The following is a 19,192-nucleotide window of genomic DNA, read 5'->3' on the forward strand; positions in this document are numbered from 1 at the left end:
TTCACTATGGATATGTTTCACGGCAACCACAGTAGTGCTGCTTATAAGATCCTGTCTCACATTGCATTCGCATAACTATTCTCTGCAAGGCATAACTATTCATTCCAGGTATGGATTACTGCCTCATCCCGATGTTAACTTATGCTTCTGAATATGGAGGGAGTGATGCTGGATATTACACATTTTGGGCTGTTTGCCCTGTCAGTTTTTCTGTTGTCGGTAACGCCAGGCCCGGATATGGCTTATGTTATCGGGCAAAGCGTGGCTAACGGGCGTCATGCCGGGGTGATCTCCGCGGCGGGCGTGGCGTTGGGCAGTTGTACGCATGCCGTGGCGAGCGCCATCGGTCTAACGGCGCTGATCACCGCCTCACCGCTGATGTTTACGGTAATTAAATACCTCGGCGCAGCCTACCTGCTCTACCTCGGCAGTAAGATGATCCTCGGCACATTCGCCAAATCGCGCGTTGAGGGCGAGGAGAGTGCGCCCATCAAAGCGAAAGTGACCACCCGCACGCTGCTCTCGCGTGGGTTTATCACCACGCTCACCAACCCGAAGGTGCTGCTCTTCTTTATCTCATTCTTCCCGCAGTTCGTGGTGGCGGATGGCGATCAGCATGCTGCCTCATTTCTGATTCTTGGCTTCGCGTACGCACTGATCGCCTTCCTGACCGATATTACTTTCGCCCTGCTGGCGGGCAGCGCGGCGGGCGCGGTTTCGCAAAACAGAGGGCTGCAAAAGCTGCTCGACCGCATTGTCGGCACCACGTTTATTGCCTTGGGGATCCGCCTGGCGCTCACGAAGCGCTAAGCGAGGTTAAGCATAAAGAGGCAGTCAGATAACGGTTTCGATCTGCTTAAGCCAGTCGGGCAAATAACAGCGATACCAGTGCTGAAAACGCGGAAAATCCGCTTTCTGTCGCTGGTGAAGGAGCGTAATCACTTCGCTGACAATCCACGCTTTCGCTAAGGCAATATCGCGAGCGAGATCGTTTTCTGACCGCGGATTAAAGCGGCAGTAGCGCGCCGCGAGGTGTCGATACTCTTCAGGCGTGCCCATACCTTTAATCAGCGGGGCTAAATCAATGGCCGGGTGACCGGTGCTGAACCGCTCCCAGTCAAACAGCACAAACTCGCCGTTCTCGCGCTGCCCCCAGTTGCCGGCGTTACTGTCGCCGGAAATCAGGCCCGCTTCGGCAAACAGTCTGTCGCTGTCGCGCTGGCAGCGGCGCAGCGCTCTGGCGGCTGCTTCCGGCAAAGCGAGCAGGTGCAGGCTCAGCTCCAGCTGCGCGTCGGGCCAGCGATGGGTGTGGTAGTGCCAGTTGCTATCCGGCGAAAAGCGGTGTAACCGTGCCAGCATCGACACGATGGCGTCGTTCGCGACATTTTGCTGGCTAACAGGGTAGGGAATCGCTTCAAGGGTGAGGGCGCGCGAACTGGCATCGGATCCCACCAAGGCTGGGGTAAGGATTTCCGCGCGGTTTAGCTCAGGCGCAACCTGGTGGTAGAAGGCGTACTCGACCTCGCTGACCGGTGCTTTCTCAATCACGATTATTCCGGCGGTGTTCACTCGTTTCACCACCCGGGCGGCGCCCATTTGCGCCAGATTCTCTGCTGTCATCGATGCTCCAGGGTAAGGACATTGCGATAACAGGCAGAGTAAAGGTTACAACCGCACCTGTCACGATGCGGCGTTTTCACCCACCGTTACAGCTTCCACGCGCGCATTTTTACCGACCACTTTGCCCTGCTGGTCTTCAATCCAGTAGGCGATCCTGGCTTCGCCGGGTGCGGTGGGTGTTACCGAAACCTCTTTCACCATCTGGCCGGAATCCGCATCAAGGGTCAGCGGCAGCTCACCGCTCTCCAGGCTGCTGTCGTTTTGCGTGATGCGCCACTTCAGCGTGCACTTTTCGCAGGCCGACCAGCTATCGTTAATTGCCCACAGTCGCAGGATATTCGCTCTGTTAGCCTGCCAGTTTGCCGTGACCGGCTCGATGGAGGGCAGCAGCGGTTGATAGGCGGTTTGCAGCGCGTAATAGCCCGCTTTCGGCTGACGCAGATAGTCAACGACGCCCCAGTTGATCGACGGCCAGGTCTCGACAAACATAAAGTGGAACAGGGCGGTAACCGGTTGATAACGCTGGCGGCGATAGCTCTCTGCCGCCATGGCCACCAGCTCCGCCTGGTAGCGCTGGGTGTTGTCGATAGTTTGCTGAATATTCTCGCCGCGCGGCACTTTGGCAAAGCCAAAAGTCTGGAACGGCTGGAAGTTGTGATACTTCCAGCGATCCCAGCCGGGATCTTTCGCATCGGTGCTCTTCGGCCACATCTCGCTGGCAGGAATAATGGTTTTGAGGGTCGAGAGGCGCGGCAGCGCCTGCGCGCCAAACTCGGTGATGATGCCAGTTTTCGCCGGAGCCAGCACATCGCGCAGGGTGCCGAAATACCACCCCTGCCAGTAGTGCTCCTCCACGGCGGAGAAGCGGTGCACAATGCGCGAAGTATCCTCAGCCAGCGCATCCGCCACCTTCTGCGTCAGCTCGCGATTAAGATCTTTATTCCAGTCCTTGAAACGCTTTTCCATCCACGGCGAGTTCCACGGCGGCTCGTTGTGCCCACCCCAGGCAACAATCGCCGGTGAGTTGCCGAACTGCGCCACCATCTCCCGCGTCTGGCGGGCGGCGTTATCGGCAAACTCACTGCTGTTGTTATAGCCCCACTGCAACGGCACATCCTGCCAGATCATCAGCCCCATCTCATCGGCGACATCATACAGCGCGCGCCCGGCAACATGACCATGCACGCGTATCGCATTGGCGTTCATCCCCGTTACCAGCTCGAAATCCTGGCGATACTTTGCGCGCGTCATGGTGCCGAGCCACGGCGAGCCGATATAGTTGCTGCCCTTCACAAACAGGCGCTTATCGTTGATGCGCCAGCCTTTGTTATCCGGCGCTTCCTCCATTTTGCGCAGGCCGGTGCGGGTGACGGCGGTATCCATCACCCCTTGCCGATCGATCAGCGAGGCGCGAACGCGATAGAGGTTGGGTTTACCGTGACCGACCGGCCACCAGAGCCTGGCGGCCTCCATCGGCAGCGTTACCGTCAGCACCTTGCTGTCGCCTGCCTCAAGTGTGACCGGGAACTCCTGACGGTAATCACGACCATAAAAATTATCCGGCTTCGCCGCCAGGCGCAGCGTCACCGGCCCGGCCTGTTTCGCCCGGTAGCGGATCTCGGCGCGCAGCATCGGCTTCGCCAGCCCCTCCTGCCACAGCGGGCGCAGGATAATCTCGTCGATTGCCGCCCCGCGGCTAAGGTGCAGCCGGACCGGGGCCCAGATGCCGCCGGAGTTGGCATCCTGTCCCTGCGCCGACCAGGCACCGCCAGGGCGGGTGTCATGCTGATTCAGCACCCCTTTGACCATCGTTTTATGCAGCGGCCAGATAGTTTTTGGATCTTCAAACGGGCTATCGACGCGCACCGCCAGCTGGTTATGGCGGCGTAGCGCCTGGCTGATATCCACCGGGAAGCGCTGATAGTAGCCCTCATGGTGCGCCAGCCGCTGGCCGTTCAGCGTCACGTCAGCCAGGTAGTCGACGCCGTCAAACACCAGCGTTGCCAGCGTATCGGCAGATTGCTCAGGCAGGGTAAAGCTGTGCCGGTACCAGAGCGCGCCCTGGTGATCCAGCCCGTCGCTGTACCAGTTAGCGGGCACGCGCAGGGTACGCCAGTCGGCGGTGGAGGCGCTGACGCCATCGAAAGCGGGATCGTTGGCATCGTGCACGCGCCACTGCCCGGCAAGGGACCAGGTGACGGGCAGCGCAGTGGCGAAAGCCTGGGTTGAGAGTAAGAGCGACAGCAGCAGCGCGTTACGCTTCATGGTTTGCCTCCCGGCGTTGCAGCCACGCCTCAACGCGCACAAACTCCTCGCGAAGCGTCGTGTGCAGGTTATCCAGTGCCTGCTGATCGAGGCTGATGGCCTGGCTCTCAAGCTGTTGCAGCAACTGGCTCAGGCGGGTGAAATCGAGGGCGATCGCCTCGCCGCGCAGTTTATGCGCTGCGCGCCGCAGGCCGTCGCGATCGTTGGTGTGAATGGCATCGGCAATCCTGGCCTGCATTGTCCCGACGCTTTCGCTAAACAGGGCCAGCAGCTCGTTAACCAGTTCAGCATCGTCGGCACACTGCGTCAGCAGGGCGCTCTGCGTGGGCAACCCTTCATCGTCACGTTGCGTGATGCGGGTCAGCTCATCGTGCAGCGCCTGCTGGCTTACCGGCTTTGCGATATAGCCATCAAACCCCATTGCCAGACAGCGCTCTTTATCGCCCTGCATGGCGTGCGCGGTCATGGCGATCACCGGCTGGTGGCTGAGCGTGTGCATCTGTTCCTCTTCGCGCAGCAGGCGGATCGCCGTTTCGCCATCCATGCCGGGCATTTGCAGATCCATCAGGAGCAGATCCCAGCCCCCTTCATGCCAGCGATCGAGCGCCGCGCGCCCGTCATCCACCACCTCAGCGTGGTGGCCGAGCCGCTCCAGCAGTCGCAGCGCCAGCTTCTGGTTCACCAGATTATCTTCCGCCAGCAGAATCCGCAGCGCGCTGGCTGCGGCTTGCGGCGCGACAGGCTGTTCGACGGGAGCGGGCTCCGGCAGGCGACCCGGTGCCAGCACGCTGGCGATCGCCTGGTTCAACTCGCTTTGCGCCACCGGTTTATGCAGGTAGTGGGCGATGCCGATGCGTTTAAGCATTCGCGCATCGAAGTGGCGGTTCATGGAACTGAGCATAATGATGCGGCTCTGGCTCGCCTGCGGCAGCACCGAAAGTTCCAGCGCCAGCGAAATGCCGTCCATCTCCGGCATCTGCGCATCAAGCAGGATCAGCGGAAAGGGTTCGCTCTCTGCCGTCAGGCGCAGCGCCTGGTGGGCGTTATCGACGCAGAGCGGCACCAGCCCCATCTGCGTCAGCATCGTCTCCAGCAGACGCAGGTTGGTGCTGTTATCGTCCACCACCAGCACCCGCTCGCCGCTAAAGCGCGCCATTGCCATCGCCGCCAGCGCGGCAGGCTGGCTTACCAGCGTTAAGCTGAACGCGAACTCACTGCCAACGCCCGGTTCACTGGTTACAGCCAGTTCGCCGCCCATCATTTTCACCAGCCGCGCGGAGATGGTCAGCCCCAGCCCGGTGCCGCCATAGCGGCGGGTAGTGGAGCTGTCTGCCTGGCTGAAGGCTTCGAAGATCGCCTGCTGCTTTTCGGCAGGAATGCCGATGCCGCTGTCGCGCACCGCAAAACGCCAGCTACCGGATTCCTCGCCCGGCGAGATGGCGAGCACCACTTCTCCCTGATGGGTAAATTTCAGCGCGTTGCCGAGCAGATTGGTGAGGATCTGCCGCAGCCGGGGGCCATCGATGGAGACGACCTCCGGCACGGCGGGGTCGATATCAACCAGCAGTTCAATGCCTTTTTCGCTGGCGGCGGGCATATGCGGGCGGATCAGCGCCTGGATAAAGGGGCGGATCTCCAGCGGCTCCTCATCGAGAATGATTTTGCCCGCCTCGATTTTCGAAAAGTCGAGAATGTCATTGATGATATGCAGCAGCGACTGCGCCGAACTCATCACCAGCGAGAGGTACTCGCGCTGCTCGCTGGTGAGCTGCGTGTCGAGGCAGAGTTGCGTCATGCCGAGAATACCGTTCATCGGCGTGCGAATTTCATGGCTCATATTCGCCAGAAAGGCGCTCTTCGCCTCGTTGGCGTCACGCGCCACCTTCGCCGCCTCAATCGCCAGCAGCTCCGCCTCTTTACGGCGGGTGATATCCTGCAACGTGCCAATCACCCGCTCCGCGTCGCCCTGCATGGTCAGCGTTACCACCTGGCCGGAAAGCAGCATCCAGCGCCACTCCTCACTTTGATGGCGAACGCGGATTTCACACTCAAACACCGGAACGTGGTGGCGGGTTGACCCCTGCATCGCCTGGCGCAGGCGGGCGCGATCCTCCTCATGCACCAGATTGAGCAGAAAGCGTGCCGGATGGTGCCACTGGCTGCGCGGAAGGCCAATCATCGTCAGCAGCGTGTCGTTGACCTGCAAATTGTCGGCCGAAATCTGCCAGTCCCAGATGCCGATATGAATAGAGTCGGCGGTGAGCAGAAAATCATCGTGCAGCTGCTGGCGCGAGCGCTGGGCTTCATCCAGCTGTGTGATGTCACTGTGCAGGCTGACGATGCTGCCATCCGCCAGGCGCTGGTGGTGAACAAACAGGCGGCGCGGCCCGGCCTGGCGCACTTCGCGGTGGTTATCCTGGCGGCAGTTGCGAATGATCGCCTCGCGCAGCGTCTGGCGGCGGCTCGGGTCGGTGTTATAGGCCGCGTCGATAAACTTCTCTGCCAGGCTTTGCAGCGTCGCCCCCGTCTTTAGCCCGCCGGCAAGCGCCGGGTAAAACGCCTCTACCTGCGTATTCCACGCCAGTAGCTGCTCGTGGCGATCGTAGATCAGCACCGCCGCGGGCAGGGCGTTGAGGTCGAAATGGCAGGCTGTTGTCATGACGCCTCCCCGGCCTGGTAGTGCAGTTCCGCCTGGCGGCGCAGGTACTCCAGCCCCGGCGCAATCGCCATCGCCCACGCGGTCAGCGTCTCTTCATCGCACTGCGGGTCGCGCTGGCGCACGGTAATCAACATCGCTTCACGCCAGAGGGCAAAAAAGCGCGGCGGCAAGCGCAGGCCGTCGGTGTTCTGTTCGCGCGCCAGTCGCTCCAGAAAATCGGGCACAAACAGCGCGCCGTCGACCGCCAGCATGGCAAAGAAGCTCTTATAAACCAGCTGTTGCCCCTCTTCGCTCCCGAAGCGGGCGAAGTGCTGCTCCGTCTCCGGCGACATATGCATAAAGGTGGTGTAGAAGGCGTTAAAGAAGGCGCGTTTCTCATCATCGGGGAAGACGCGGCTCAGACTCGCTTCAAAGAGATCGCGGTAGAATTTCATGGCGCGGCCCTCGGGGTGCGTTCACCCGGCAGGCAGAGGCCGGGTTTGTTAAATTCATCTGTCGTGCGGCGCACGAAATAGCTCTCATCGTCGATTAAACCGTCGCGAAAGAGCGGCCCGCCGTTGGCTTTGTAGAGCAGCGCTTCCAGCACCATCGCATTGGTGGAGAGCGTCACCATTTTGTTGATATCGCCCGTCGCTTCGACGCGCCCTTCAAACCAGCCGCGTTCGGGGTCGTTAAGATGTTCCGTCACCGCCATCAGGGCGTTGGTGTAGGCGGTGTCCCACAACACCCATAGAGCAAACACCGCTTTAGTCGTTACCTGCGACAGCCGCGGGTAATATTTCCCGTCATCGCCGAGGGTATTCCACGCATAGCCATTGCCCCAGACGCTGTCCTCCACATGCCACGGTGCTTGCGCGAGAGTGAAGTCAGCGCGGGCGGTGAGGGTCTTCTCTTTTTCCCAGCGCGTTTTCTGTGTCAGCCAGACACCCTGCGCCCGATCGCGCAGCAGGGTTTGCACCTCGTCGCTCAATCCCGGCGGCTGCCAGCCAAATTCCAGCCCTGGCAGCATCGCTGGCACCGTCGAGAGGATCGACGGCTGCCAGGTGGTGCGCGGATCGCGGGCATCCACCGGCAGGCTGCGCTGGTAGATGATGACGTTTTTCGACGGCGGCGTGAGCGCTTTCCCGGCCGGGAAACCCCACAGGCGGAAGGCGCTGGCGGCATATTCGCTTTCGCCGAGGCGCAGCTCTTCGCGCACCACCGGCTGGCCGTTTTGCAGCGAGGCGGACCACAGCTCGCCTTCGCCATCCATGACCGGGCAGAAATTCCAGCGCAGGATCACTTTGTCGAGATACTCGCGGTACTGCGGCGCGCGTTCGGCAGTCAGGCGAAGCGCCAGCATCAGCCGCGCCATATCTTTCGCCGACCAGCCGCTCTTCACCGGCTTGCCGCTAAAGTCGACGATGGTCGCCGTCTGGCTGGAGTAGAGCCTGCCTGGCGTGCGGGTATCGGTGAGCATCAGCCGGTTGAGGGTGCCGAGCAGGCGGGTGAGGCGCGCGTCAAACTCCTTATCGTCAACCAGATCGAGATCTTTTGCCGCCAACAGGGCGATAAGCGTGTCCCCCATCTGCCACAGCGTAACGCGCGGCTGCTTGTCGCTGCCGTTGACCAGCCCGGTTTGCGGTTGGGTGTTATTAACGAAGTAGCGCCAGGCGATGGTGGCCCACTCGCGCTCCTGCGGCGTCAGGCTGCTGACGCGCGCGGTGGTGTTCCATGCCCCTTTTGTCAGCCAGCGCCAGCCTGCGCCGCCCTCGCTAAATAGCGCAAAGGCGGCGGCGAGCAGCAACAGAGGGATCGCCAGCCAGCGAACTACGGTTTTAGACATTGCGCGGTCACCGGCGGCAGCTTCACAGGCTCATCCGCGTTACAGGAGGCGCACTGGCACGCCTGGCAGGCAGGTTTCGTGCGCTGGGTAGTGCCGGTCTGCTGACACCAGTTTTTCACCGACGGCGTGCTTTCAAGGAACGGTCGGTTGCGGCGGGCGTTGTTCTCCTCAAACAGATCGACCAGCTTCTTCTCCCACAGCGACGGGGCGAAGTTGCGGTTTTTCGGGTTATCGGTGTTGAACTGCAGCAGCTTGCCCTCTTTTTTGAACAGCAGCGCCTCGAGCATGATGCCGTTGTTGTTGGCGGTGAACTCTTTGATCGGGCCGTCGCCATTCTCATACAGCCCTTCGTAATACCCTTTGCCCTCTTCGTTGGCGTTCTCAATGGCGCTCATCAGGCGATCGGTGTAGGGAGAATCCCACAGCACCCACATGCCGAGCGCCGCTTTCAGGGAGACGGCGGCGGCGCTGGGCATAAACTGCCCTTTGTCGGTGATGGTGTTCCAGTCATAACCGTCGGTGTAGACCGTGTCGTAGACGAAGTAGGGGGCTTTATCGAGCTGGTGCTCGGAGCGGGCGGTCAGCACGCCGGTAATGGTGTAGCGGTTCTCCTGCGCCTGGTAGACACGGTCGGCGAAGTTTTTCATCCACGGATGGGAGTAGTTGCGCGGGCTGTTGTTGCGATCGTTCGGGTTATCAAAGCCGAACTCAAGACCGTAAAGCAGATAGGATTCAGTCACCACATAGTTGTGCTGCGAGGTGGCACGCGGATCGCGCGTGTCATACGGCACCAGCACGCAGTAAATTTCGGCCAGCTCATAGGGCTGCGGTCGGCTCGCCTGGCAGGTGTTGAAGCCCCACAGCTGGAAACCGGCGGCGCCATACTCCTCATACCCGAGGCGACCCTCCTGCACATACTTCGGCTGACCGTTTTCCAGATAGGCACCGTAGAGGGTGCCGCACGGATCGACGGCATGGCTAAAATCCCAGCCCAGCACGATGTTATCAATACTGTTGCCATACTCCGGGTAGCGCTCTTTGATCACCTTCAGCCAGATCAGCATGCGGCCGATATCCAGCGCCGAGAAGCCAATCTCGCCCGGTTTGTTGGTGTAGTTCACCTTCTGCGCGGTGAGGGTGTTGTAGGCTTTGTTGGGCAGTTCGTTGCGAAACAGATCCAGCTTGTTGATGGTGGCGAGGATCTTCAGCATCCGCCGGTCAAACTCCGCTTTGTCGATAATTCCCAGTTCGCGTGCCGCCGTTAGCGCAGCGAGGTAAGAGGCGCTGTCCCACATGGTGGTGGAGGGGTATTTATTTACCGCGTTAACCAGTCCGGTGGTGGGCTGGTAGTTGGCGACAAAATATTGCCAGGCGTTTCTCGCCATTGTCATCTCTTGCGCCGTCAGCTTGCCGCTGCGCGGTGCGTAGTCCGAAGCCGGAAGATCGCCGGCGCGCGCCTGGCTCAGCGTCATCCAGAGCGCCATCAGCCCTGCCAACAGGGGAAAAAAGAGAAGTGCTTTCAGCTTCATGGCGTAGCTCCTGCTGACGAAGGGGAACGGGGCGCGGGATTAAAACAGGCCAGGCACAGCATCTGGCCGTGGGCGATATAGGCCAGGCTTTCCAGCACGATGGCATTGGTGTCGGCATCAATCACACTGTTCACGCTGTTATTGAGGTTATGCCCGCGCTGCCACCCTTTGCCCGGCACTTGCAGCACCTGCGCTTGCTGGCGCAGGGCCTCGCTCCAGCTGTTGCGAAACAGGGCATACCAGGCGAAGGCCGAGCGGGTGGAGGTGATCGCCGTCAGCTCCGGCGGCGCATCGCGCAGCGCCTCGTTGTCGACAGGCTGGCGGTTGGGCAGGTCATTGATAAAGTCCGGCGCGGGTTCGGCATAGTCGGTGCTGATCGGCGGTTTGCGTACCCGCAGGCTGTGGCGGCGCTGCTGGATCTGCATGATGCGAAAGGCGATTTCGGCGCTCTGCGCATCGAAGCCCAGCTCGAGGCCGGTCAACAAATAGGGGAGGCTAATCAGCGAAGGCTGGCGTCCCCACGGTGTGCGCAGCCCCTCATCGGGCACCATAATGCCGTCGATATCGATCATCTGCTGCCCCTCAGGCGGGTTGGTGACCGCCAGCCCGGCGGCGCTGTCGATCAGCCGCAGCGTATGGCTGGCATAAAGTCGATAGCCAAAGCTGTTGCGCGGCTCATCGGTGGCCAGCGCCCAGTGATGCAGCGGCGCGGCGGCCTGCGTTGCGCCGCTGGTGGCGATAAGCGCACCCACCTGCCAGCGGTTAAAGAGATCGCGCACCGCCTCCGCGTGCTGCGGCGAGCGCCAGAGCAGGGTTTGCAGCGCCACCAGCAGGCGACCCATACCGATGGCGGAGCTCTCCGGCTTGCCGAGAATTTTTAGCGTATCGGAGTGATAGTAGGCCGCCGGCACGCCCTGCGGCGTAAGCGGCAGCCCGCCAAGGGTTGCCAGCGCATTGTTGATGCGCGCATCGCTCTCTGCTTCGCTGAGGATGTGCAACTGTTGTGCGGCAATCACCGCCAGCAGATAGCTGCCCGCGCTCCATAAGCTGAACCATGCCTGCCCATCCTGGGCATTCGGCAGCCCGTTGGGTTGCGTATTGTTGACGTAATATTGCCAGGCCACGCGCGCCCAGATTGCCTCCTCAAAGGTGAGCGCGCGCGAGGTGGGCAGCGGCGGGAAATCTTTGCTCAGCGCCATGCCGCCGCTGCTCTCAACGCGGGTCGGCATCTGTTTTTCCACCCACACCACGATGGCGAAGCCGAGCAGAAAACCGAGCAGGATAGTGATGTAACTGCGTGCGGAAAGCAGTGCGTCGCGCGTTCTCATGTTCGCGCCTCCTCTTCGTCCGGCGTCCAGACGGCGGCGAGGATCAGCGGCAACATCGCGGCGATGTTGACGGCACCCCAAAAGATATTGATTACATAGCCGGAAGGGTCATCCACCTGGCCGCGCGCCACCTGAATGCCGCCCCAAATCAGCCCGGTTAGGGTGAGCAGCACGATGGCGATTTGCGGTTTCACCAGGTAGAGGAAGCGCCCGGTCTGGCGCTCCTTCGGCGTAACGTGAAACTTGATCTGCTCGCCGCGCAGCACTGTGTTCAGCGCCCGCAGATTCATTGAGAAGAACGACAGATAGGATGCGCGCCCATCCCAGGCGGAAATACCCCATGTGCCAAACATAAATGCCAGCTCCGAGAGGATAAAAAAGGGCAGAAAGTGGAGATAAAAGGGCGTCGACCAGGCCGACACCGGCGGAATGCCGGTGAAGAGGTAGATAATCGGCGAAATCAGGAAAATGGCGTTCCAGACGCAGGCCATATAGGACCAGAAAGTGGTGGCGTACATCAGAGTTTGCGGCAGCGAGAGCTTAAAGCGGCGGCGGCTGAAGATATTGTCGTGGAACAGAATATCGAGCGATCCGGCGGCATACTTAAAGCGCTGGATCATCCACGTCAGCATATCCTGCGGCGATAACATTTTTGATTCGATACGCGGATGCATTACCGAGCGCCAGTTTCGCGCCGCATCGCCATGCAGCAGGATCGAGGTGTAGATATCTTCCGAGACGTGGAATTTATAGGGCGTCAGTTCGGTATCGAAAGCGACGTGGGGACGCATTGCATCCTGGAGCGCTTCGCGGGTGGCGGGATCGCGGATATCGCGCGTATGGCGGTCGATCTCCTCTTCCACCGTCCAGACATAGCTGCGCAGCGCCGCCTGCATCACCGCTTCGCGCCGGTGCACCGACGCCGCGCCGCAGCAGAAGGCGGCGTTGGCCCAGTTACGGCGGCGCAGGATCACATCGTAAAACATGCGCGGATCGTTAAAAAAGGGATCGCGGCCCATCGTTACCGGGCCGACAATTTTCTGCGCCAGCCAGCCAAAGGCGTAACCCACTTTGCCGGTTTTTCGCTCCAGCCAGCGCGAGAGGTTCTCCCCGGCGGGCAGGTCGTAAAACCACTGCGGCGTCTGCACCCACGCGACATCCGGGTTGCGAAAGTAGCCGAGGGTATGGGCGAGCAGGGTCGGGAAGACGCGGGTGTCGGCATCGCAAATCACCAGAAAATCGCCGTCGGTCTGCTCGAGACCATTACGCAGGTTACCCGCTTTGTAACCGATGTTGGTCTGCCGGGTAATGTAATTGACTCCCTCTTCGTCGCAGACGGCTTTCATCTCCGGGCGTCGTCCGTCATCCAGCACGTGCACGCGGTAATCGAGGGGAAAGGGGTACGCCATTTTCATCGCATCGCGGATCGAGAGCCTGACCAGCTCAACATCTTCGGAGTAGGTGGCGATAAAGAGGTCCACTTTCACCGGGCGCGGTTCGACCGCTTCGTCAGCGCCCAGGCAGTCATTGATCTCCTGCGGCGGCGGCGCTTGCGGCGGATCCTCCTCTTTCCACAGGTTGATGGTAAATAACACCGTGCCGATCCACGCCAGCGTTTCTGCTAATACCAGCGGGATGGCATACCACAGGGCATCCATATTCAGCGACGCCGTCCAGCGCCAGTAGATATAATTCGCACCCAGAATCAGCGCCGCAACCGCTAATATCTGCCAGGTAATCATCGCCCAGCGCGGCGTTTTCAGCGGCTCGGGCGGTTTGCGATCTTCAAATCGGGAAAAGTAGAAGCCCATAGCGGTTGTTATCTTTATTCCGTGATAATAAGAAATCAGATAATACCCAGGCGGACCTGTTTCGCGGCCTGGCGTAATAACTTCCCGGTAAAACAAAAAGTAATGTAAGTGTAGATGGCTGATTAAAAGTTTCCAGCAAAGCGCAGCGCGGAATAATTCGTTGCAGTTAATTTAATATCAATTTGAATGATTTTACCGGTGCGCTTTTCGCTTCGCTAACATTGCCAGTCTCGTTTATTTAAGCTATCTAAATAATTTCCCTGTTGTTTTATTGCCGCACTTAACAGGTTACTTTTATGAGCCAGATGGCACCCGCGCTAACGCAAAAAGATAACGTAGAATCAAGGGCATGGCGCTATTCTGTTGCCGGTAGCCGCGATTTGCGTATCGATTTAATGCGCGGTATTGCGCTGGTGATGATGGTGGTGGCGCATACGGAAGTGATGTCGATATTTAATATATTTTCATGGGAGCGTTTTGGCTTAACGACCGGTGCCGAAGGCTTTGTTATTCTCTCCGGGTTTATGCTGGGGATGCTTAATCGGGCGCGGTTGCAAAAGGCAGCGCTATTAACGATTTGCTGGGGATTATATCTGCGAGCGTGGAAAATATATCGCGTTAATATCATCATCATATTGTCGATGCTGCTGCTCGGTTTTTTGCCTTTTATAAATGTGTTTGAAGTGACCCACTTTACCGACAGATTTTCCGGAACATCGTGGTCGCTTTATCCGGTGACGCCGCAAATAAAAGAGACATGGTTTAACATCGTGCTCTATTTGCAAATCGGGCCGCACCAGACGCAGATCCTCGGGCTCTATATTTTCCTGCTGCTATTAAGCCCGCTCTTTTTGGCGCTGCTTAAACAGGGCAGGGTGTGGTGGTTATTAAGTCTTTCGCTACTGGTGTATGGCTGCTGGCAGCGCTGGCCGGTGCGGGTGACGGTGTCCGAGTTTGAGTTCGCCTTTCCGCTGCTCGCCTGGCAATTCATTTTTGTCCTCGGTATGAGCTGCGGCTGGTACAAGGCAGAGCTGCTCTCGCTGGCACGCACGCCGCCGGGAAAAGTGGTGATTGTGGCGCTGGTGATCGTTGCATTGATTCTGGGGTTCGTTGCCCAGAACCACACTAACCCCTTTATGCCGCCGGAACTGCTGATGCATGTGATTCCGCCTGCCGATTTCAACGCGTTTTACCACACCTGGGCGGCGAAAAATGGTCTTGGCCCGGTGCGGGTGCTGAATGATATCAGCCTGATGGTGACGGTCTATCTGCTGTTGACCTGGTGCTGGCGGCCTATCTATCGCCTGACCGGCTGGTTTCTCATCCCGCTGGGCCAGCACTCGCTGTATGTCTTTATTCTGCATGTCTATGTGGTGCTGGCGGTGAGCCAGTTCGTCACCTTCGATCTCTGGCGGCAGGCATGGATCGTCAACACGCTGGTACATGCGGCAGCGCTCGGCGTGCTGTGGCTGCTGGCGAAATATAATGTCGGCGCGCGCTGGATACCTAACTGAGGAAAGGCGGAATGCGGGAGAGATATTTACTGGCCTGCGCGCTACTCGCCGCCTTACCGGCAGCGAATGCGGCGCAAAAGAGTGAAGCACAAAAGAGCGAAGCGGAGAGCGAGTCGTTGCGTGACAGCAACGGCGACCCGGTGCAGGTCGGTGTCTTTACCAGCCGCTGGGGGCGTCTTTTTTCCGGTAATAATAAGCCATTTTCCGGCGCGCTCAGCTTTGGTACTGGCCTGAAAGAGCAGTGGGTAACGATCCCGAACAGTTCCAGCAGCGCCGGGCAGAAAAGAAAAGTGAATCAGACCGTTAACCTGAGCCTGCAATACTCGCCCTACAGCTTCTGGTTTGCCAATATCACCACCCGCGTGCCGGTGACGGACACCAGCCGCTACACCACCGATTTTCGCTACAGCTTTGGCTATGACGACTGGCATGCCAACACCGTCAGCCTGGTCTACAGCAACTATGGCGATAACCACTTCTGGACGTCGGGCAGCAAGCGCAAAACCTATTTCGAACAGGGGGCGGTGACACTGGCCTATAAATTCTCACTGCCGAAACCCGTTGAAAATAAGCTGCTGATTAACAAAGGCGATTCACTGATTTGTCAGGTCGGCTACAGCTGGGTGCCGCGTTACTACGATTTGAAAAGTAACGATATTGAGCAGAACAAAAACGTGGTGCTTGGCGGCTGCGGTTACACCTTTAAACAGCACTTCTTTGTGCGCGCTACCGCTTTCTGGTTCCCGGATCGCAGCCAGCAGCAGCCGTGGAACGGCGATTACAGCTACAGCTTTGGTTATGCAGGCTACACGCCGGGTTCCTTCTCGTTGCAGTACGCCAACTTTGCCGGCACGCGCTATCCCGGCCATAAGAGCGGCAATGGCAAATTCCGCGAAGGGACCGTCAGCCTGATCTGGTTTTTACCGTTATAAGGAGCCGTCGTGGCCCAACAGCATGTGCTTGTGGTGGAGGATTCGCCCATTTATCGCCGCCTGCTCTCACGCATGCTGGCGCAGTGGGGCTATGTTGTCAGCGAAGCGGAAAACGGCGTCAGCGCGCTGGAGATGCTGGCGAACTCTCCCGTCAGCATGGTGATAAGCGACTGGGAGATGCCGGAGATGGATGGCTTAACCCTGTGCCGCGAAATCCGCGAGCGGCAGTTTGGTCACTATATCTATTTGATTTTGCTTACCGCGCGGGAAAACCCCGGCGATCTGGCGCAGGGGTTTGACGCAGGCGCAGATGACTTTCTCAGCAAGCCGGTGGAGCAGAGCGAGCTGCGCGCGCGGCTGCATGCCGGCTCGCGCATTCTGGCGCTGGAGGCGACTCTCGCGGCACGCAACGCGCGGCTCAGCGAGGCGCTACAGCAGATTGAGCAGGATCTGCAAGCCGCGGCGCGCATTCAGCACTCGATTCTGCCCGCCCATCAATTGCGCTATCACGACTACTTTTCCGACTGGCTGTTTCTGCCCTCCGCGTGGGTCTCCGGCGATGTGTTTAACCTCTTTCAGCTAGACGACCATCTGGGGTTTTACTGTGTCGATGTCTCGGGCCACGGCGTCGGTGCCGCGATGATGTCCCTTGCGGTGGCGCGGCAGTTTTTGCAGGGCCGCGTGGTGGAGCGTTTCCTCTTTTCTGCTGATGGCAGCGTCGCTTCGCCCGCAGACGTGGTGCGCATGCTTAATACCCGCTTTTGCAGCGAAGAGGCGGAGATCATGAGCTATTTCACGATGATCTACGGCGTTATTCACATGCCGAGCGGCAAAGGCAGGCTCTGCCAGGCCGGTCATCCCACTCCTTTTATTGTCACCCCCGCAGGCGAGGTCACGCCGATTGGCAGCGGCGGCGCACCGGTTGGGCTGATGCCCGATCTCAGCTGGGATGATGTTGAATTTGAGCTGTGCCCCGGCGAGCGGCTCTGCCTCTTTAGCGACGGTATTACCGAATGTGAAAACCCCGCAGGCGAGCAGTTTGGCCCGCAACGCTTGCAGCAGTGGCTGCAACAGCATGTTAATGAGGCTATCGGCGCGCTTCTGCCGCAGTTCGGCCAGCACTTAACCGGCTGGCGCAATGGCGAGCAGATGGCAGATGATGTTTCCCTGTTAATTATTGAGCGAAATGGAGAGAAGTGATGAATATCGATAGCGAACATCAGCCGCAGGTGACGATCCTGACACCGGCGATTCGACGGCTGGATGCCTCCGTTTCCGCGGCTTTTAAAGAGGCGATCGCCCGCGAGATGGGTGATGAGCCGCGCGCGCTGATTGTCGATTTCAGCAAGGTGGACTTTATTGACAGTAGCGGCCTCGGCACGCTGGTTTCATTAATGAAGATGATGAACGGCAAAGGTGAAATGGTGCTCTGCGCCCTCAACCCCGGTATCAAAAACATGTTTACCCTGACGCGCATGGACCGCATTTTTCGCATCAGCGCGGACAGAGCCGCCGCCCTGCAACTGCTTGGGCTGTGAATTATGGCTCGCGAGATAACCTTTCCCGCCTCGCTCACCGCGCTCTCGCCGCTTGCTGAGTGGCTTAACGCGCAGATGGCCGCGTTGCCGGTGGATGAGGGCTGGCGCTTCGCCCTCGATTTGGCGGTGTGCGAAGTGGCGACCAATATTATTCGCCATAGCCTGCATGAGCAGGCCGCAGCCACTTTTAGCATCGCGTTTGCCGCCAGCGCGCAGGAGGTGCAACTGACGTTTCGCGATAACGGCGAGCCGTTCCCCGCTGAGCGCTTACTGGCGGTACAGCAGGAAAATGGTCTTGAGATGGAGCCGGATCTGGAAAGCGGGCGCGGGCTGAAGCTGATCCTGCTCAGCGTTGACAGCTTTACCGTACAGCGCCAGGCCGACGTTAATATCGCCACGCTGTGCAAAAAATGGGGAGTTGAAGAGGCGAGCGGCTAACTTTTATGCTCGGGGCTCGGGTTAAGCGCTTACGGGAGCCATAGCATGCGCATTGATGAGACAAGCCAAAACGGGCCAACGCTGCATATTCTCTGCGGCAAAATCGCTTCCGGTAAATCGACCCTGGCGGCAACGCTTACGCAAACGCCGGGCAGCGTGGTGCTCAGCGAAGATAGCTGGCTGGCACTGCTGTTTAAAGAGTCGATGCAGAGCGTGGAGGATTACGTGCACTACTCCGCAGTGCTTAAGCGGGCGATTAAGCCCCACGTCATCGCCCTGTTACAGGCCGGGGTTAATGTGATCCTCGATTTTCCCGCCAATACTGTCGCCAGCCGTCAGTGGATGATGTCGATTATTCAGGAGTCCGGCGCGCAGCATCTGCTGCACTATCTCGCGGTAAGCGATGAGACGTGCAAGGCGCGCCTGCGCCAGCGCAATGCGGCGGGCAACCACGATTTCACCGCCACCGACGCGCAGTTTGAGCTGATTACCCGCTACTTTGTGCCGCCCGCCGATGAAGAGGGCTTTAATGTGCGGCGCTATGAGGAAGAGCACCGGTAAATACCGGTGCCGTTGGTCAGGGCTAGTGGCGCTTTTCGAGCGCTTCCCATAAGCCGTGCAGATAGGTGACGCCGAGCGCGCGGTCGTAAAGGCCATAGCCCGGACGCCCGGTTTCGCCCCAGATAAAGCGGCCGTGATCCGGTCGGATATAGCCATCAAAGCCGTTGTCATGCAGGGCTTTCATCACCTCATACATATCGAGCGAGCCGTAGCGCGAAAGGTGCGCCGATTCGTAGAAATCCTTATCCTGAATCAGCTTGATATTGCGCACGTGGGCGAAGTGGATGCGCCTGCGGCGGGTAAACTCGGCGAGAATTTCGTAAACGTTATTATCCGGGTCTTCGGCGATGGAGCCGGTGCATAAGGTGATGCCGTTGGCCTCGGAGTTAACGGCATTACAGATCCAGTCGAGATCGTCACGGTTTTTCACAATGCGCGGCAGGCCGAAGATAGAGTAGGGTGGATCGTCCGGGTGGATGGCCATTTTGATGCCGACCTCTTCGCAGACCGGGATCACGCGCTCAAGAAAATAGACCAGGTTCTGGCGCAGTTTGTTCTCGTCGACATCTTTATATTTGGCAAACAGCTCCTGTACTTTCGCCAGCCTTTCTGGCTCCCAGCCCGGCAGCGCGAAACCGTTTGAATTCTCCAGCACCTCTTTCACCACTTCATCCAGCGTCTTATCGATGCCTTTCTTCTCAAACGCCATGGTTATCGAACCGTCCGGCAGAACATAGTTCATCTCGGTCTTCATCCAGTCGAACACCGGCATAAAGTTGTAGCAGATGACTTTGATGCCGATCTCCGCTAAATGGCGGATGGTTTGCTGGTAGTTGGCGATAAAGCGATCGCGGCTCGGCAGGCCGATTTTGATGTCATCGTGAATGTTGACGCTCTCAATCACCTCCATTTTTAACCCGGCCTGCTGAACCTGATCGGCCAGCGCGCGCACTTTATCCTGCGGCCACACTTCACCGACCGGCACGTCATACAGTGCGCCCACGACGCCTTCAACGCCTGGAACCTGGCGAATATGCGCCAGCGGAATTTTATCTTCGACTGGCCCAAACCAGCGCATCGTCATTTGCATGCTTGTTACCACCTTTATCAGTCCATAGCTCTAACTGCCATACTAGTATTGATATTAGCGCGTGACCCGGCATCTTTTTGCG

16 protein-coding genes are annotated in these 19,192 nt (G+C 59.0%); 7 read left to right on the plus strand and 9 right to left on the minus strand.

The features are described 5' to 3' along the window. The first annotated feature begins 165 nt into the window (after window positions 1-165). Window positions 166-810 carry a LysE family translocator gene (locus N7V53_RS17500; protein ID WP_279794259.1) on the plus strand — a complete coding sequence of 215 codons (645 nt, stop codon included), beginning with the start codon at window positions 166-168 and terminating at the stop codon, window positions 808-810. A 24-nt stretch (window positions 811-834) separates the two neighbouring features. On the opposite strand, the gene N7V53_RS17505 is transcribed toward N7V53_RS17500, so the two are convergent. Genes N7V53_RS17505 through N7V53_RS17540 form a run of 8 tightly spaced genes read right to left on the minus strand, consistent with a single transcriptional unit; the run spans window position 835 to window position 13,037 of the window. Then, a complete protein-coding gene (locus N7V53_RS17505) occupies window positions 835-1,620 on the minus strand; it encodes a phosphotransferase (protein ID WP_279794260.1) in 786 nt (261 codons plus the stop codon). Between the two features lie 60 nt (window positions 1,621-1,680). Next, complete coding sequence (locus N7V53_RS17510; RefSeq protein WP_279794262.1) at window positions 1,681-3,885, minus strand: sugar-binding domain-containing protein; 2,205 nt, start codon at window positions 3,883-3,885, stop codon at window positions 1,681-1,683. Then, window positions 3,875-6,544, minus strand: a complete 2,670-nt coding sequence (locus tag N7V53_RS17515; RefSeq protein WP_279794264.1) for a response regulator — start codon at window positions 6,542-6,544, stop codon at window positions 3,875-3,877. The genes N7V53_RS17510 and N7V53_RS17515 overlap by 11 nt, the downstream gene beginning before the upstream one ends. Further along, entirely contained in the window at window positions 6,541-6,978 is a 438-nt protein-coding gene (locus N7V53_RS17520; RefSeq protein ID WP_124967340.1) for a globin, read from the minus strand. The genes N7V53_RS17515 and N7V53_RS17520 overlap by 4 nt, the downstream gene beginning before the upstream one ends. Next, window positions 6,975-8,369, minus strand: a complete 1,395-nt coding sequence (locus tag N7V53_RS17525; RefSeq protein ID WP_279794265.1) for a DUF3131 domain-containing protein — start codon at window positions 8,367-8,369, stop codon at window positions 6,975-6,977. The genes N7V53_RS17520 and N7V53_RS17525 overlap by 4 nt, the downstream gene beginning before the upstream one ends. Continuing rightward, window positions 8,354-9,898, minus strand: coding sequence for a DUF3131 domain-containing protein (locus N7V53_RS17530; protein ID WP_124967342.1), 1,545 nt, complete (start codon window positions 9,896-9,898; stop codon window positions 8,354-8,356). The genes N7V53_RS17525 and N7V53_RS17530 overlap by 16 nt, the downstream gene beginning before the upstream one ends. Next, complete coding sequence (locus N7V53_RS17535; protein WP_279794266.1) at window positions 9,895-11,226, minus strand: DUF3131 domain-containing protein; 1,332 nt, start codon at window positions 11,224-11,226, stop codon at window positions 9,895-9,897. The genes N7V53_RS17530 and N7V53_RS17535 overlap by 4 nt, the downstream gene beginning before the upstream one ends. Then, window positions 11,223-13,037 (minus strand): cellulose synthase catalytic subunit, encoded by a 1,815-nt coding sequence (locus N7V53_RS17540; RefSeq protein WP_279794267.1) that lies wholly within the window; start codon window positions 13,035-13,037, stop codon window positions 11,223-11,225. Before N7V53_RS17540 ends, N7V53_RS17535 begins: the two co-directional genes overlap by 4 nt. A 296-nt stretch (window positions 13,038-13,333) precedes the next feature. Between N7V53_RS17540 and opgC the strand changes: the two genes are divergently transcribed. From opgC to N7V53_RS17570, 6 genes are read left to right on the plus strand one after another with little or no spacing between them, the layout of a single operon-like run. Further along, window positions 13,334-14,551 (plus strand): OpgC domain-containing protein, encoded by a 1,218-nt coding sequence (gene opgC / locus N7V53_RS17545; protein ID WP_279794268.1) that lies wholly within the window; start codon window positions 13,334-13,336, stop codon window positions 14,549-14,551. An 11-nt stretch (window positions 14,552-14,562) separates the two neighbouring features. Further along, window positions 14,563-15,483: a hypothetical protein gene (locus N7V53_RS17550; RefSeq protein ID WP_279794269.1), complete on the plus strand. Its 921-nt coding sequence runs from the start codon at window positions 14,563-14,565 to the stop codon at window positions 15,481-15,483. Window positions 15,484-15,492: 9 nt separating this feature from the next. After that, a complete protein-coding gene (locus N7V53_RS17555; protein ID WP_279794270.1) occupies window positions 15,493-16,683 on the plus strand; it encodes a SpoIIE family protein phosphatase in 1,191 nt (396 codons plus the stop codon). Further along, on the plus strand, window positions 16,683-17,021 hold the full coding sequence (locus tag N7V53_RS17560; RefSeq protein WP_023480937.1) for an STAS domain-containing protein: 339 nt from the start codon (window positions 16,683-16,685) through the stop codon (window positions 17,019-17,021). Before N7V53_RS17555 ends, N7V53_RS17560 begins: the two co-directional genes overlap by 1 nt. A 3-nt stretch (window positions 17,022-17,024) precedes the next feature. Next, window positions 17,025-17,459: an ATP-binding protein gene (locus N7V53_RS17565; protein WP_279794272.1), complete on the plus strand. Its 435-nt coding sequence runs from the start codon at window positions 17,025-17,027 to the stop codon at window positions 17,457-17,459. A 45-nt stretch (window positions 17,460-17,504) separates the two neighbouring features. Continuing rightward, complete coding sequence (locus N7V53_RS17570) at window positions 17,505-18,020, plus strand: ATP-binding protein (protein WP_279794275.1); 516 nt, start codon at window positions 17,505-17,507, stop codon at window positions 18,018-18,020. Between the two features lie 22 nt (window positions 18,021-18,042). Here N7V53_RS17570 and uxuA read toward each other — a convergent pair whose 3' ends face one another. Next, window positions 18,043-19,110: a mannonate dehydratase gene (gene uxuA / locus N7V53_RS17575; RefSeq protein WP_124967349.1), complete on the minus strand. Its 1,068-nt coding sequence runs from the start codon at window positions 19,108-19,110 to the stop codon at window positions 18,043-18,045. Between the last annotated feature and the right edge of the window lie 82 nt (window positions 19,111-19,192).

This window comes from Kosakonia sp. HypNH10 (assembly GCF_029850615.1).
Classification (GTDB): Bacteria; Pseudomonadota; Gammaproteobacteria; order Enterobacterales; family Enterobacteriaceae; genus Kosakonia; species Kosakonia cowanii.